Source organism: Nocardia gipuzkoensis (assembly GCF_021183645.1).
GTDB classification, from domain to species: domain Bacteria; phylum Actinomycetota; class Actinomycetes; order Mycobacteriales; family Mycobacteriaceae; genus Nocardia; species Nocardia abscessus.
In genome coordinates this window covers 6532746-6547325 of sequence record NZ_CP089225.1, presented here as the reverse complement: position 1 = coordinate 6547325, position 14580 = coordinate 6532746, and the positions used below count along the sequence as shown (strand labels likewise).

Annotated in this window: 14 protein-coding genes and 4 pseudogenes; 8 read left to right on the top strand and 10 right to left on the bottom strand. The window is 65.6% G+C overall.

What is annotated here, in order from left to right; translation table 11 throughout:
- Window positions 1–21: 21 nt before the first annotated feature.
- Window positions 22–345: a GNAT family N-acetyltransferase gene (locus tag LTT66_RS29875; protein ID WP_233061904.1), complete on the top strand. Its 324-nt coding sequence runs from the start codon at window positions 22–24 to the stop codon at window positions 343–345.
- Between the two features lie 1054 nt (window positions 346–1399).
- Window positions 1400–2509: pseudogene (locus LTT66_RS29870) on the top strand (IS256 family transposase); the annotation flags it as partial.
- A 60-nt stretch (window positions 2510–2569) separates the two neighbouring features.
- Here the strand turns inward: LTT66_RS29870 and LTT66_RS37530 are convergent.
- From LTT66_RS37530 to LTT66_RS29855, 4 genes and pseudogenes are all read right to left on the bottom strand, one after another.
- Window positions 2570–3178, bottom strand: a pseudogene (locus LTT66_RS37530) (MFS transporter); the annotation flags it as partial.
- Window positions 3175–3441, bottom strand: a complete 267-nt coding sequence (locus tag LTT66_RS29865; protein WP_233061902.1) for a hypothetical protein — start codon at window positions 3439–3441, stop codon at window positions 3175–3177. The pseudogene LTT66_RS37530 and the gene LTT66_RS29865, both read right to left, overlap by 4 nt.
- 90 nt (window positions 3442–3531) lie before the next feature.
- On the bottom strand, window positions 3532–3924 hold the full coding sequence (locus LTT66_RS29860) for an Rrf2 family transcriptional regulator (RefSeq protein WP_233069442.1): 393 nt from the start codon (window positions 3922–3924) through the stop codon (window positions 3532–3534).
- Window positions 3925–4076: 152 nt separating this feature from the next.
- The gene (locus LTT66_RS29855) at window positions 4077–4292 is read right to left on the bottom strand and encodes a hypothetical protein (protein ID WP_233061901.1); all 216 of its coding nucleotides are present in this window, start codon (window positions 4290–4292) and stop codon (window positions 4077–4079) included.
- A 56-nt stretch (window positions 4293–4348) separates the two neighbouring features.
- Between LTT66_RS29855 and LTT66_RS29850 the strand changes: the two genes are divergently transcribed.
- Window positions 4349–5431, top strand: coding sequence for an AraC-like ligand-binding domain-containing protein (locus tag LTT66_RS29850; RefSeq protein WP_233061900.1), 1083 nt, complete (start codon window positions 4349–4351; stop codon window positions 5429–5431).
- Here the strand turns inward: LTT66_RS29850 and LTT66_RS29845 are convergent.
- The 4 genes and pseudogenes from LTT66_RS29845 to LTT66_RS37595 all read right to left on the bottom strand — a co-directional run.
- Window positions 5386–6268 (bottom strand): IS5 family transposase gene (locus LTT66_RS29845; RefSeq protein WP_408638873.1). Its coding sequence is split into 2 segments (ribosomal slippage): window positions 5386–5892 and window positions 5894–6268, totalling 882 coding nucleotides; the frame shifts between segments, so codons are not numbered across the junction. The genes LTT66_RS29850 and LTT66_RS29845 overlap by 46 nt on opposite strands.
- A gap of 265 nt (window positions 6269–6533) precedes the next feature.
- Window positions 6534–6902: a hypothetical protein gene (locus LTT66_RS29840; protein ID WP_233061899.1), complete on the bottom strand. Its 369-nt coding sequence runs from the start codon at window positions 6900–6902 to the stop codon at window positions 6534–6536.
- Window positions 6903–6944: 42 nt separating this feature from the next.
- On the bottom strand, window positions 6945–7199 hold the full coding sequence (locus LTT66_RS29835) for a hypothetical protein (RefSeq protein ID WP_233061898.1): 255 nt from the start codon (window positions 7197–7199) through the stop codon (window positions 6945–6947).
- Window positions 7198–7401: pseudogene (locus tag LTT66_RS37595) on the bottom strand (DUF7691 family protein); the annotation flags it as partial. The gene LTT66_RS29835 and the pseudogene LTT66_RS37595, both read right to left, overlap by 2 nt.
- Window positions 7402–7638: 237 nt before the next feature.
- Between LTT66_RS37595 and LTT66_RS29830 the strand changes: the two are divergent.
- Entirely contained in the window at window positions 7639–8175 is a 537-nt protein-coding gene (locus tag LTT66_RS29830) for a DUF6292 family protein (protein ID WP_233061897.1), read from the top strand.
- A 1578-nt stretch (window positions 8176–9753) separates the two neighbouring features.
- Window positions 9754–10327 (top strand): annotated as a pseudogene (locus LTT66_RS37260) (enoyl-CoA hydratase-related protein); the annotation flags it as partial.
- A gap of 32 nt (window positions 10328–10359) precedes the next feature.
- On the opposite strand, the gene LTT66_RS29815 reads toward LTT66_RS37260, so the two are convergent.
- Window positions 10360–11028 carry a cyclase family protein gene (locus tag LTT66_RS29815; RefSeq protein WP_233061896.1) on the bottom strand — a complete coding sequence of 223 codons (669 nt, stop codon included), beginning with the start codon at window positions 11026–11028 and terminating at the stop codon, window positions 10360–10362.
- A 189-nt stretch (window positions 11029–11217) separates the two neighbouring features.
- Here LTT66_RS29815 and LTT66_RS29810 point away from each other — a divergent pair, with 189 nt between their 5' ends.
- Both LTT66_RS29810 and LTT66_RS29805 read left to right on the top strand, forming a co-directional pair.
- Window positions 11218–11424 (top strand): hypothetical protein, encoded by a 207-nt coding sequence (locus LTT66_RS29810; protein ID WP_233061895.1) that lies wholly within the window; start codon window positions 11218–11220, stop codon window positions 11422–11424.
- Window positions 11425–11615: 191 nt separating this feature from the next.
- Window positions 11616–12101: a DUF2505 domain-containing protein gene (locus LTT66_RS29805; RefSeq protein ID WP_233061894.1), complete on the top strand. Its 486-nt coding sequence runs from the start codon at window positions 11616–11618 to the stop codon at window positions 12099–12101.
- 88 nt (window positions 12102–12189) lie between these two features.
- Here the strand turns inward: LTT66_RS29805 and LTT66_RS29800 are convergent, their stop codons facing one another.
- A complete protein-coding gene (locus LTT66_RS29800; protein WP_233061893.1) occupies window positions 12190–13218 on the bottom strand; it encodes an alpha/beta hydrolase in 1029 nt (342 codons plus the stop codon).
- Between the two features lie 265 nt (window positions 13219–13483).
- Here LTT66_RS29800 and LTT66_RS29795 point away from each other — a divergent pair, with 265 nt between their 5' ends.
- Window positions 13484–14557, top strand: a complete 1074-nt coding sequence (locus LTT66_RS29795) for an alpha/beta hydrolase (protein WP_233061892.1) — start codon at window positions 13484–13486, stop codon at window positions 14555–14557.
- Window positions 14558–14580 lie beyond the last annotated feature (23 nt).

Below are 14580 nucleotides of genomic sequence, written 5' to 3'. Positions count from 1 at the left end.
ACTGCCCGAAATGGAGAGACCATGACCCCCACCGTGCGCCGCAACGACAGCGAGAGCCGGTACGAGATCACAGTGGACGGTGAGCTGGCCGGGCTCGCCGCCTACGCCGACCACGACGGCCGACGAATCATGTATCACACCGAGGTCTTCGACGCCTTCGCCGGCCGCGGCCTGAGCAGCACCCTCGTCGCCGGAGCCCTGGCCGACATCCGCGACACAGGCACCAGGGTCGTACCGGTCTGCCCGGTCGTCGCCGCCTACCTGCGCAAGCATCCCGACCAGAACGACATCGCCGACCCCGTCGAACCCGAGACGCTGCGCTGGCTGCGGTCGGCCCTGAGCTGAAACGGACGCGAACGCAAGAAAATGACTTATGCCAGATACCCGACCGCACATGGAGGCCGACGCCCACCTCGCCGACCGCGACATCCCACAAAGGGCAACACACCCGGTTTCGTCCCGTAGATTCCGCATACGGGTTCTGACCCGGTTCGGGGTTGCGGCGAGCTGCGATCCTATGAACCGGTGCGCCGCGCCGATCCGGAGCAGAAGCGGTCACTGTTTACCCATCGCTCCGCGGGTCGGGGCCTTGCCAGACGTCTCGTTCTCGCTGGTCGTGCATCGCCTGGTTTCTCAGAACGTCGACCCCGTAGCCTGGTGTGGGCGGTTGAAGCCGTGTTCCACGAGCCAGCGGACGCCCCGCCGACTTCGCGAGGACCACCACGCACGGATCACGTCGCAGTCGCCGCCGATGCGCCCTCACGTCACGGCATTCGGTGACGGCTGTGATCTGGCTGGGCGTGGCGATGTCGCCACCGGGATGCTCGCGCAACAACGCTTCGAGGGGGCCGCACTTCGATCGCTTAGAATATCGACCCCTTCGTGAGTGATCGCATCGATCACCACTGTGCGGTAACAATTTCGACGCCGCAGTGCGAAGTCGTCCACGCTGACTACCCCAGGAATCGGCCAGCGTGAGAGCGGGAGCTGCAGCAGTACCCGAACCGCGGTGTGGCTGTAAAACCGAACCGACAAGGCAAATCGAACCGCAGATCGGCGACGGTCCGACGGCGATAGCTGTGGACCTTCGCCGACTCCACGGCGCAGCGCGAGCCCACCGCAGCGCCCGGTGCTGTCCTGGCCCGCACAACGACCCGGCCACCAACAGCATGGGCTCGCTGAGTTTGAACCGTCTGGCGGTCCAGGTCAGGGCCAAGACGGCCGCTACGACGATGACCACGATTTCGACGCTTCGGTGATTCATCGACGCGGGTTCCCTACGGTTGTTCCTGGCGGGCGATGGTGGCCGACTCGACCAGAGGGGGGACTGTCTGAGATCTTTTGGGCGGGACGGTGATCGGAGAGGCTGAGGCGGCTTGTCTCAGCGGAAGGGATCATCGTGTCGGAGGAATCGACGCCCGCGGCCGGACAACGGTCGGCGGCGGAGGGGCTGGAGGTCCGGATTGCCCAGGAGTTGGTGGACAAGGCCCGGAAAGAGGGGGTGTCGCTGGCCGGGCCGGGTGGTTTGCTGTCGCAGATTACGAAAACCGTTCTGGAAACGGCGTTGAACGTCGAGATGGATGAGCACCTCGGCTATTCCAAGGGTGAACAGCCGGTCCGTGGGGACGGGAATCACCGCAACGGGCGATCGCAGAAGACGGTGCATACCGATGTCGGGTCGGTGCGTATCGATGTGCCACGGGATCGGAATTCGGAATTCGAGCCGAAGATTGTTCCGAAGCATTCGCGGCGTGTGGAGGGTTTCGACGAGTCGATCATATCGCTGTATGCGAAGGGATTGACAACCGGGGAAATTCAGAAGCATCTGTCTGAAATCTATGATGTGGCGGTCTCGCGTGAATTGATTTCTAAGATCACCGATAAGGTGGTCGAGGAGATGAATGAATGGCAGTCACGTCCGCTGGAACGCGTGTATCCAGTGGTGCTGATCGATGCTATTTTCGTCAAGATCCGGGACGGCCGGGTGGTGAATCGGCCGATCTACGTGGCGGTCGGGGTCACCCTGGCTGGTGAGCGGGAGGTGCTGGGCCTGTGGGTCGGCACCGGCGGCGAGGGAGCCAAGCATTGGGCCGGTGTCCTCGGCGAACTGTGTAATCGCGGGGTCGCGGACGTCATGATCGTCTGCTGCGACGGGCTCAAAGGGCTGCCCGAGGCGATCAATGACACCTGGCCGCTGGCCGATGTTCAGCAGTGCGTTGTCCATCTCGTGCGGGCGAGCCTGAAATATTCCTCCCGAAAGTATTGGAGCCGGATCACCACGGAACTGCGGGCTATCTACACCGCACCCACGGTGGAGGCTGCCGAATCGCTTTTCGAGGAGTTCGCCGCCGAGTGGGAGTCGAAGTATCCGGCGATGATCGCTGTCTGGCGCAACAGCTGGGAGCAATTCACACCGTTTCTGAGGTTCCCGGCACCGATCCGGAAACTTGTGTATACCACGAATGCGATCGAAAGCCTGAACGCCAGGTTCCGGCAGGCGACCCGCCGGCACCATGACCAGAGCCCCGGCGCCCGGGCTGAGCCCGTTGACATCGATCAGCAGGAGCGGAACGAAAACCATGCCGCCGAGATTGACGATCATCGCCAGGAACGCGACCACGACCGCAGCTCGAAAGACCCGATTGGTGAACAGTGCCGGCGGTACGAACGGATCCGCGACCCGGACCGTACGCCACCCGAACAACCCGAACGCGATGACCGCGACACCGAAACTCATCCACGACGACGGCGCCGCTAGACCAGCACCCTGCGCCTGCGTAATGCCGAACAGGAAGAGACCGGCACCGAAGCCGAGCAGGATGCCACCGGGAAGATCGAACCGACCGGTGCCCGACGGGCGCTCGTCGGGCAGAACCCGCATCGCGGCCGGTAGCAGCACCAACGCGACCACGAGCATCATCCAGAACAAGGCCGGCCAGCCGAGAAACTGCCCGATCCCACCACCGATGGCCGGCCCGGCAGCAGTGCCGATACCCGTGGCGGCGGAGACGACACCGATCCCCATCCCCCGCTTGTCCTGCGGCATCAGTCTGGTGACCGCGATGATTGACAGTACGGGCAATCCTGCCGCACCCACTCCCATCACGAGCCGCCCGAGGACCAGGACCAGGAGGCCCGGGACAAGGGCAGAGATCAAGCTCCCAGCGGCGTAGGTCACCAAAGCGAAGCAGAACAATCGCCGGAGACTGACGCGTCAGAGAGACGACCATAAAACGGGATACCGACCGAGAACATCAGTAGGAAACCGGTAACCACCCACGCAAGCTCCGCTTCTGAGGCCCCGAACTCCTCCCCGATCGAGGCGAGCAGCAGATTGACCATGTCACTAGCGACGACGGTCGCGAGCATCGCTGCCATCAACACAGCCAACAAGGCCAACCCCGGACGTGGCCGTGCGGTCCCGATCGACGTCGCAGTCATCGGCATCCTCCAAATTTTTACTGATACTGAAATGGTTACAGTTAAGGGAAAATAGAGCGGGCGACCAGATCGCCCGCCGCCCAGTCAGCGCTACCGAACGGCCGACTCACGCTCCTTGGACAGCACCTGCCGGACCAGATGGGCAATTGTCGTCCGGCCGAGCCGCTCTTCCATTGCGCATTCCGCCTCGTGGAACTCCTGCTCGAGCAGCGCCTGCATGTGGCGACCCACCTCACACCCGTCGCTGGGTGGATGGGCATGTCGAGCCAGGATCGGCCGAAGCTCGACCGCGACGTACGCGTCGTACAGCGTGATCTCACGCGCAGGACGCGCCAGCGACCACCCACCGCCTCGCCCCTCGGTCGAGTGCACCAGATCGGCATTGCGCAGACTGCCGAGGATGCGCCTCACAAGAACAGGGTTGCTCGCCAAACTCTCCGCGATCTCGGCCGACGTCAACGAGCGATCCCAGCGCCCCAACATCGTGAGCGCATGAATCGCGACCGCACTCTTGCTACTAAGGGTCATCACTCCACCTCTCCGACGCCAGACTGATACCAAGGTAGTTGCAGTATGGTTCGTGATCAATCCAGCCGTAGCCCCGAGCGTTTACCGGGCCTGGCGGCTGCCGGCGATCACTGCGTGCTGGACTGGCGCACCGTCGATGCGGTCAGCGCCTTGTTCTGCCGCTGACCGGCCGGTGTACCGGTTACCGGCACTGCGCTCACCGAGACCGGCACCGACGGAGAACCCTGGTCACCGACGCCAAATCTCGCCTTGCTCTCACAGTCCCACGCCATGCCGACATCCTTCGGTGGACGCAGCGGCCCGCCCGGCAGCCGCGTGGTCAAAGTTCGACGCTGATGTTCTGGGCTCGGACACGGCGGGAAGAGTCAAGAGAGCCGGGATGATCGAGGATCTCGGATTGGCGGTCCCACGAGACGAATTCACCTGTAGCACAATGGGTATGCGACACAAACGAGGAGGGGCGGCAATGTTGTTGCAGGAGTTCGATACCACCGGATTGGCGCGGCGCGATCAGTTCGACTGCTGGCTCGACCATGTGAACAGTGAATTCTTCCCGATCCGGATCGATGCGGGCGGCGGAACCGACGGGTTTCCCGCGACAGGCAGATTGCTGGCCTGGGAGGGCATGCACTTGTCGGCGATGGCCAATCCCGGAGTGCGAGCGTCCCGTAACGAGAGATTGATTCGCCGTTCCGACCCGGAGGCGTACCAGGTCAACTTCGTATCCTCTGGCCAAACGCTGATCCGCCAGGAAGGCAAGGAGGCGCTGTGCGGAGTCAACGAGTTCAATCTGCTCAACACCTCTCGACCATTCGACGGGTGGCGTTCCACCAACCTCGACGCACCGTATCTGAATCTGGTGCTGAACCGGGACCTGCTGGCGCTGCCGACCAAACAGGTCGATCAACTACTCGCAGTACCGATTCACTCCGACTACGGCATCGGTGCAGCCTTCGCCCGCTGGCTGAAAGAACTATCCACTCGAGCAGCGGAATTCACCCCCGCACAGGCTCCCACCCTTGCCTCGGTCACTCTTGAACTGCTCGCGGCCACACTCGCATCCACGCTACAGGCGAACGAACTGCTGACACCCCAGGCGCGTCGCCGTGCTCTGCGCATCCGAATCCACCAGTTCATCGACCAACACCTCGCCGACCCCGACCTCACACCTGGACGCGTAGCCCGCGCCCATCACATCTCCCTGCGCACGCTCCAAAAGTTGTTCACCGACGCCGACACCACCCCGGCCGCCTGGATTCGCCGACGCCGCCTGGAAGTCTGCCGTCGCGATCTGGCCGACCCGCTCATGGCCACCCAGCCGATACACGCGATCGCCCGCCGTTGGGGGTTCACGGATCCGGCCCACTTCAGCCGCCTGTTTCACCGCACCTACGGGCAGTCCCCTAGGAAGTGTCCTCAAAGCCATATGAGCAGGGTGGCCAGGTCGAGCATGCCGCGGTAAGAGGTTGCGGTTTTGTCGTATCGGGTGGCGATGGCCCGATATTGCTTGAGCCGGTTGAAGCAACGCTCGACCACGTTGCGGCGCCGGTAAGCGACCGGGTCGAAACTCGGCGGGCGACCACCAGCCGGGCCGCGACGACGGCGGTGGGCCTGCTGATCGGCACGTTCGGGAATCGTCGCAGCGATCCCGCGTCTGCGCAGATGCTCCCGGATCGCTCGTGAAGAGTAGCCCTTGTCGGCCAGCACCCGACGTGGCCGTGTCCACGGCCGGCCCCGCCCGGGGCGTGGCATACGGATACCGGCCAGCACTCGAGTGAACACGGTGCAGTCGTTGACATTGCCGCCGGTCAGCACGACCGACAACGGCCGCCCCAGCCCGTCACAGGCCAGGTGGATCTTCGTCGTCGGTCCACCACGGGAACGGCCGATCGCGTGGTCAGCGGGCTCGTCGCCTGCCTCGGGGTAGAACCCGGTCTCCGCCGGTATGGACCACCCGACCGCGGCGGGCACCGGCGGCGTGCTGATGCGCGCGCACGATCGTCGAGTCCACCGACACCTCCCGATCCAGCTCGGCGACCGCTTCGGCGACCACCCGAACCCGCGCCACCAGCAGCGCCAAGGTCCCGTTGCGCGACCACCGCCAGAACCGGTTGTAGACGGTCTTCCACGGCCCGTACCGCTGCGGCAGGTCCCGCCAAGCGATCCCGGTCTTGGCCTTGTACAACATGCCGTTGACAACCCGCCGATCATCCACCCTGGGGCGGCCCTTAGCCCCCGACACCGGCAGCAACCCCGCCACGACCTGCCACTGCTCATCAGTCAACTCATGCCTGCGCACCACAACGCGACATCAAAACAGAACACCACCGGCCACAAAGCAGATCCGCCGCAGCAACTTTGAGGACACCCCCTAGCGACTATCGCCACATGCAGGCGTGCGCGAATGAACAACTGCCGTGCGCGCGCAGGCAAGGACTGCCGCTGCCGCCTCCGGCACCGTGAAAACGGTGCCGGGATGGCGCCGCGCCTCGTATGAACATCCCGCCGCGGAGCCAGGTGCACGGTGGCGTCGGCGAGGCGGACCCAGATCGGTGACCCGACGGTCACCGACGCCAGCGGGCTGCTGGCCGGCAGCCGATGCGGCACCGCCGCAGGAGCGTCCCGCATGTCAGGCGAACCACGGGCGCGTCGGTGGCCGGATCTGTCAGATAACCGGTGATGGTGTGTTCCTCGTCGGCGCCGAGATGGTCGTAGAGGACTTCGAATCCCGCATACGGGCTGGTCGGGCGCAGCCGGGCGGCCCATTCGGCGCCGAGACCGGTCGTGGGGTCGATGTACTCGGCGGCGGTGTAGGGCAGGAAGACGCTGTAGCGGGATTTGCGGACCTCGCTCACCGCCTGGTGGGCGAGGGTAGCGGTCCGGGCCGCGACGGCCAGCCACCCGTCGCGCAGCACGACCCTGGCCCCGCCCATGCCTGAACTCCTGGCAGGTATGAACCGTGGGTTGGGGCGCGATCAGTAGCGGAAGCTCACCAGTTCGTAGTCGTTGTCGACGCACCAGCGGACCCAGTCGCGCGGCTCCGTCACCGATTCGGCGATCTCCTCATCACCGATACTCGACAGGTCGGCCGCGTCGAACGGACGGGCTCCAGCTCGGCACGGGTGAAGTGCCCGATAGCCGGGAAATCCTCGATCTCCGGCAGCGAGATCGGGATCCGGAGAAGGCCAGATCATGGGGATCGAAATCGATCCCGATCCCACTGAGGGCATCGCCGACCTTGTCGAACCACGAAGTACTGATCGGATACCAGTACCGGTTGCTCAACGCGCCACCGAACCGAGCACACAGAATCTGCAACGCCAACCCGTACGGTGCGCCGTCGCTGCCGCTGCGCTCCTCGCGGAAGAACAACTCCCGCAACGCCGTCTGAATGTCGTCGGAACAGATCGTGGCCCGGTGGACCTGCACCATCCAGTCGAAAAATCCCTGCGGGTCGCTGGTGTGCGCGGACGGCGGCCAGCACATCGACATCCACCGCGTACGGCATGATCCCGTATCCCACAACATCTCCCCGCATCCAAGCCGTCGGCCTTACGCCGCGATCGACCGCGCCGGTCTCACTGTCGCATGCCACGCCGACACGCTTCGGTGGACGCGTGTCCACAGCCGTGATCGGTGCGGCGGGTGCCCGGCGCGATACTCGAACACATGGAAACCACTGCTGCGGTGCCGCTGCGGCGAGACGATGCGCACCGCCCCTACGGCGCGGCTGTCATCGACGCCCTCCAGCGGGCCGGCCTGACAGTCCTCAGCTGCGACTACGGCGCGGACGATGATCGCGACATGTGTTTCGGGCTCGTCGAAACCCTCGGCGGCGATCAGATCGAGGTGGGATGGAGCGAAGTTGAGGGATGGAGTTGGGTCAGCTGGAGCGAGTCCCGCGGGAACGAACCCACCGGCTACGGATGGTTCGACCTTCCCCTCGTACCCATGCCCGACGCTGCCGCCGTGGCGATCCGACATCGACTCGGACTGGCGCCAGTCCACGCCGCGCCGATCTGGACCCCACCACCGGGCTACGACTCCGCCACCCCTTCTCTCCCAGATAGCGAGAACAACGAGGCAACCGACGCAGCCCTCGCCATCTATCTCACCCACCCGGCGTGGACAGCCGGGCAGCCTTCGTCCACGCATGGTCTGCCGCCCAACGCCGTCGGTCGCGCTGGCGAAGGTCACGGCGAGTAGAGCCGGTGCGGCCGTGGTGCAAGACAGATCGCCATGCCGAGAATCGGTGGGCGCCGTGCTCGATCGGAACGCGGACAATGCTCGACCAGAGATGCACTGTGACACCACCACGGAAGACGTCGTGCACAACCAGCTCAATGGGCGCCTTCTGCGTGGGCAGTCGATAGCTGTTTGGCGTAGGCGCGGTTGAAGTCTGGTCGGCCGCGGACGTACGGCGGTATCGGCTCATAGCCTGCTGAGGCATACAGTCTCGTGGCGGCATGAACGAAGACCGGGCAGGTGGACACATCACGGGCAAGTCAACCGCAAGGGCGACAGACGGTTCACGAGTCAGCCCGCCCGGTCCGGGGATGGCCCGGTGCGCAGATTGGAGGTGTAGTTGCCGCGGGCGTCGTCCCCGCCCCGCGGGATGGCCCGAACTCGTACACGAGCCGGAAAGCTGCACGGTTGTCGGCTCCGCGCCTTTCGATTGGCATCGTTTGCGGGTCCAGCCATAACCGGATCACCCGTCTTACGAATCCGACACGCTGCCGGGGCAGGAACGCTCATCGAAGCGATATTTCCAGTGGGCGATTTGCCGATCTGCCAGCCGGCCAGATCTTCACGCCGCACGGTCACAGCAGCATCGGCGCGCTGAAATGGAGAGCTGATCGCGAGAACGAGCTGACACGTCGCTTGCGCCGAGTGGTCGGCCGGATGACGAGAAACAATATGCTGCTGGTCTTCATCAAGATGCGTCGGCCTGCACATCCTGACCTGGAGCTACGGGCCCTCCGGAGCTGGAGCGGGTTACCTCGACTGCAGCCGCGAACCCATCACCACGATCATGACGATCCTGGTGCGCTCCATCTTGATTGACACTGTACAGAGTTGCGCAGTAGGAGTTTTCCTTGTGGGCGTGCCGCGCGGGCAAGGAAACCTCACCATGCCGGGGGCAACCGCACACCTCGGAGCCATCGAAGCCTGTCGGCCCGGTGATCCCTTCCCGATTCAATTCCCCAACAGGCCGCACGCGACTACCGAGTGTGAGCGACACCGGAAGAAGGACCCGCTGCCGGATGGTGCAGGTTTCCAACCATCCCGGCATGCGCAGGCCCAGCCGCTGCCCCTTTCGGCGACGCCGAGCCAGCAAAGGAGATGTCACGTGCGACCCGCACTACCTGGCCCATCTCGATCCATACTTCACGGCGGCGGCGACTGCGCCGGGCGGGTGCACATTCAGGCACCCCTCCGCACCGGCCGAACTCAGTGACGCGTGGTAGATAATGCGGTTCCGTCTGGTTAACCCCAATCGAGCCCCGGACCGATGTGCTCGTTACGGGGCTCGTTCGGGGGTATTCGTGCCTTTCCACCGATCGCTCGGTAGTTTGACGGGAGCGAATCTACTCTAGCGCAGCAGCTTTCTCCAAATCGATCCGTCTTTGTCCCCAGTTCTCCTCGGCAGTCGACTCGAGAATCGTGTCTGTCCAGATCTATTCCGCTTTCCGCATCCTGGGCAGTTCATTGTCGTTGGCGCGATGTCCGGGTTGCTGGACGCATCGGCTCCACCGGTATCGGGGGTAGCGATCGTCCTTTTTGATGTTCGAATCCCGCAAGCCCGTCATCGCCGCCGTCAACGGACCGGCCGTCGGCGTCGGCATCACCATGACGCTCGCCGCGGACTTCCGGCTCGCGGCCGACAACGCCCGCATCGGGTTCGTCTTCAATCGGCGCGGCATCGTTCCGGAGTCCTGCTCGAGTTGGTTCCTGCCGCGTCTGGTGCCGATGCAGACCGCACTGGGTTGGGTGTATTCGGGCCGTCTCGTGGACGCGAGCGAAGCGCGCGAGGCGGGACTGTTCTACGCGCTGCATCCGGCCGGCACCCTGCTGGACGAGGCGTATGCGCTGGCCCGTCGCGTCACCGAGCATTCCGCACCCGTTTCGGTGGCCCTGTCCCGGCAGATGCTGTGGCGCAATTCCGGGGTCCGAGCATCCGATGATCGCGCATCGCGTCGAATCCCGCGGCATCTACCACCGGGGCGCGAGTGCGGATGCCCACGAGGGCGTGACGGCCTTCCTGGAGAAGCGGCCCGCCCGATTCCCGGACAGTGTGCAGCGCGACCTTCCGGACATCTTCGGCGACGATCTCGCCGTCCCGTCGTTCCGGCCTTGAGTTCGCGGCGCCAGCTCGGCGACGGGCAACGGCTACCCGCCACCGTGGTACTCGATCCACGCCACGGCACGCAGCGGAAACGAGCCCATTCCGCGTACCGGGGCAGGCAGTGCGACCAGCCTGGCACCGGTGTCGGGGACCGCGTCCAGATTCGTCATCTGCTCGATGACGGGGATTCCCGCACCGAGCAGCGTGTGGTGGCACGGCCGGGTCGGCAGGGACGTGTCGTCGATGTCGAGCGAATCGATGCCCACCACCGCGACGTTGGCGGCGACCAGCGCCTCGGCGACCTCGCCGACCAGGAACGGATGCCCGGGGCCCCGATAGGCGGGTGAACCCCACTTGGCCGACCAGCCGGTGTGCACGAGGATCGCCTTGCCCCACAGGCGCGCCGGATCGCCGAGCACATCCGGTCCCACCGCGCGGAGCCCCGGTGCGCGGATCACGACGATCGGCACATTACACAGCCGCTCCACGGGCAGTTCGGCGATGTCGGCGCCGCCGGGGTGGTACTGGGCAGGCGCGTCGATGTAGGTGCCGGTAGCGCCGACCATGTCCACGCGGGCGATTTCGCAGGTCATATCGATCAGCGACGACTGCTCACGCGAGATCTCCGCGGTGATGCGCGGTCCGGGCAGTCCCGGGCAGGTGAGCATGCCGTCCGAGACCGGATGAGATAGCTCCACAATCGCTCGACTCATGCCCGGGACCGTACCGGCCGGTCCGCTGGCTGGGCAGTCCCGTGGCCTCGCACTCGGCCGGACGACCGACCTCGTCCGTTCCACGACGACAGACCCGCAGATGAGGGCTCGGAAGAGTGGGGGGAAGTCAGCGAAATGCCACGTGCGCATCGCCGCGAAGAGGCGCAGAATGGAACCGGAAAGGTCATCATGCGACTGTTGAAAGGCCTGCTCGGCGTAGTGCTGGGAATTCTCACCTCCGTGCTCGGCACGGTGCTGGGAATTCTCGCGGCCGTGGTGTGGCTGGTGGGCGCGGTGCTGTGCGTGACGATCCTCCTACTTCCACTGGGCCTCCCCGTCGTGCGGCTCGCCCGCCGCCTGTTCGGCCTCTCCCGGCAGCTGATGCGTCTTCCCTGACGGATCATCGTCCTCGATTGCGCCGCACCGCGCGAGCCGCCGCGGCGCTCGGCTCTCCGCCCCGTGGGTCGCGGCTACGTGCGCATCACCACCGAATCTGTTGTTCCTCAGCATATTTCAGGGACGCCTCGGTGCGGGTCTCGGCGATTCGCCACCTTCGATCAGCGTGGCAGCAGGTAGCGTGTGGCGGTATGGCGACCCCCTTGGCGTACACGGCCACCTATTCCCATTCGGCCGACGCGCTTCGAGCGGCGCTCGCCGACGAGCAGTACTGGAAAGACCGCACCGAGCAGGCCGGTGGGGTCGATGCGCGGCTCGTCGAGTTCGACGCCGCCGAAGACCGCTTGCAGGTGCGGCTGGTGCGGACCGTTCCGGCGTCGGAATTGCCCGGTGCCATCACCGCCGTGCGACCCGAGGGCCTGGTGATCGCACGCACCGAGACCTACACCCGCGCGGGCGGCAGCTTCCACGCGCAGGTCGAGGGTGTGCCCGCCCAGGTGAGCGGCACCGTCCGGCTCACCGAGATCGACAACGCGACGGTGGCGGTCGTGGAGGGCTCGGCCGAGGTCGGCATCCCGTTGTTCGGCAAGAAGATCGAAGCCGCCATCGTGGCCCGGCTGCTGGAGATGCTCGCCGCGGAGGCGGAGTTCACCGACACCTGGATCACCGATCACTGATCCCGGGCGCAGGCGGACGCCCGGTCAGGCGCTCATCACGGTCATAGCGGTTGCCTTCGGGGTTTCCCGTCGCCGATGAACGAACCGTTCACCGATCCTCGGCAAGGGCGGCGCCGATCGTCTCCCACGAATTGTGCAGGTCGTCCTGCCAGTATCCCCAGGAATGGGTTCCGGCCGGACGTAGTACGAAGGTTGCCGGTACGGCCAGCTCCCGCAAGCGATCCCGGAGCTGGCGAGTGCACACATTGGTGACGGCTTCCAGCGGTGCGCCGAAGATCAGCTGATAGGCCAGTTGTATCCCGGAGCCGTTCGCGCCGTGGAGTGTGTCGTGTGGTCCCGGTGTCCCGCTACCGGTCGAGACGTAGATCGCGGTACCCCGCAACTTGTCCGCGTGCAGATACGGGTCGTTGGCCGCCCACGCCGGATCCGTCGGCGGACCCCACATGTTCACCACATTGCCCCGGCGACCACCCACCACCGCGCTCACGATCACCTGACCCTGCGGATCACTGGTGCGCACACACCCCGAATACGACCCGATAGCCCGATACAACCCCGGCGCGGCCAACGCCAACTGGAACACCGACGTCCCCGCCATCGAGATACCCGCGATCGCGTTCGCCCCGTTCCCCCCGAACGCCGCATCGACGATCGGAGGCAACTCCCGCGTCAGGAACGTCGCCCAACGCTGCCGCCCCAACACCGGATCATCCGCACGCCAATCCGTGAAATACGAACTGGCACCCCCGAACGGAACCACCACATTGACCTGCTTGTCCCGAAAGAACTCCACCACATCCGTCCGGCTGAGCCAGCTCCCGTCGCTGATACCACCGTTGGCGCCGTTGAGCAGATAGAACGTGGGCGCGGGCCGAGCCGGATCGGCCGCACGCAACACGCGCACCCGGGCGACGCTGTTCATCGCCGTGGAGAACACGCCGACATCGAGAACCCGCTCGGACTCGGCGCGGATATCGTGGATCCGGGAGCCGTCGGGTGCGGACACCGACGCGGGATCCGGCAGGGGATCCGCTGTCGCCGCAACGCTCGACCCAGCCAGCACCGTGCTCACGGCGGCGGCCAGCAGGATTCGTTTCCGGGAGTGGGTGAGCGACATCGCACCTCCGATCTCGAGGCCGCACCCCGGCCGGTGCCCGCGGCTGCGCGGGCCGGAGACAGGCGACCGACGCTGAGGATCGGCATCGAGTCAACCGCATCCGGCAACCTCGTGAACACGGATACCCGCAACCTTGTGGCTGTTCCCAGCGGGAGGCCGGGCGAACTGGCCACCGGCCCCAAACGAGTTCGATGCCGCTTGCCCGCACAGACATTCGCGTCCTAACGTGGGCGGAGTTCTCGTCCCGTCCGCCGGAAGGCCGTGAGTGGATTCTCCCGCCCCATCGCCGTACCGTCGCGGTGCGGCACGGCCCGCACGGCTCGCCGCGGCCTTGATCGTCGCCGCGTTCGCCGCAGCGACCGGCACGGCCGGCTCGGTGAGCGCCGGGCCGACCACGCCGGAACTCCCGTCACCGGTCGGCGCCGCCGCGGATCGCTCCCATATCGCGAGCACGACACCGGGACCGGGAGGACTGGTCGAGCTGACGGTCTACTCCGCCGCGATGGCGAACACCGTGACCGTGCGCGTCCTTCCGGCCGCCGACGAATCGGCTCCCGCACCCACCCTGTACCTGCTCAACGGCATCGACGGCGGCGCGGACGGCAACTGGCTCAGCCGGACGGATGTGGTGGAGTTCTTTCGGGACAAGCAGGTCAATGTGGTGGTTCCGTTCGGGGGTGCCAGTTCGTATTTCACGGATTGGCGTGCGGATGATCCGGTGTTGGGGCGGCAGCGTTGGGCGACGTTCCTGACGCGGGAGTTGCCTCCGATCGTCGATGCGGCGTTCGGGGGGAACGGGGCGAACGCGATCGCGGGTATCTCGATGGCGGGGACGTCGGTGTTCCAGTTGGCGTTGGCCGCGCCGGGGTTGTATCGGGCTATCGGGTCGTATTCGGGGTGTGTGCGCACCAGTGATCCGCAGGGTCAGGTGATCGTGAGCGCGGTGGTGGGTGGTCGCCGGGGCAATGTGGTGAACATGTGGGGTCCGCCGACGGATCCGGCGTGGGCGGCCAACGACCCGTATCTGCACGCGGACAAGTTGCGGGGTACCGCGATCTACGTCTCGACCGGTAGCGGGACACCGGGACCACACGACACACTCCACAGCGCCGGTATCGAACACAGCCCCGGCAAATTGATCGATCAACTCCTCATCGGCGGCGCACTGGAGACTTTCGCCGACCGCTGTACCCGTCAGCTGCGCGAAAGATTCGATCAGCTGGCAATTCCCGCCACCTTCGAGCTGCGTGCCACCGGTACCCATAGCTGGTCGTACTGGCGCGAGGACTTGCACAACTCCTGGCCGGTGTTCGCGGCCGCGCTCGCCGCGAAACCGTGACGCGGAATCGCCCGTACCCGGTC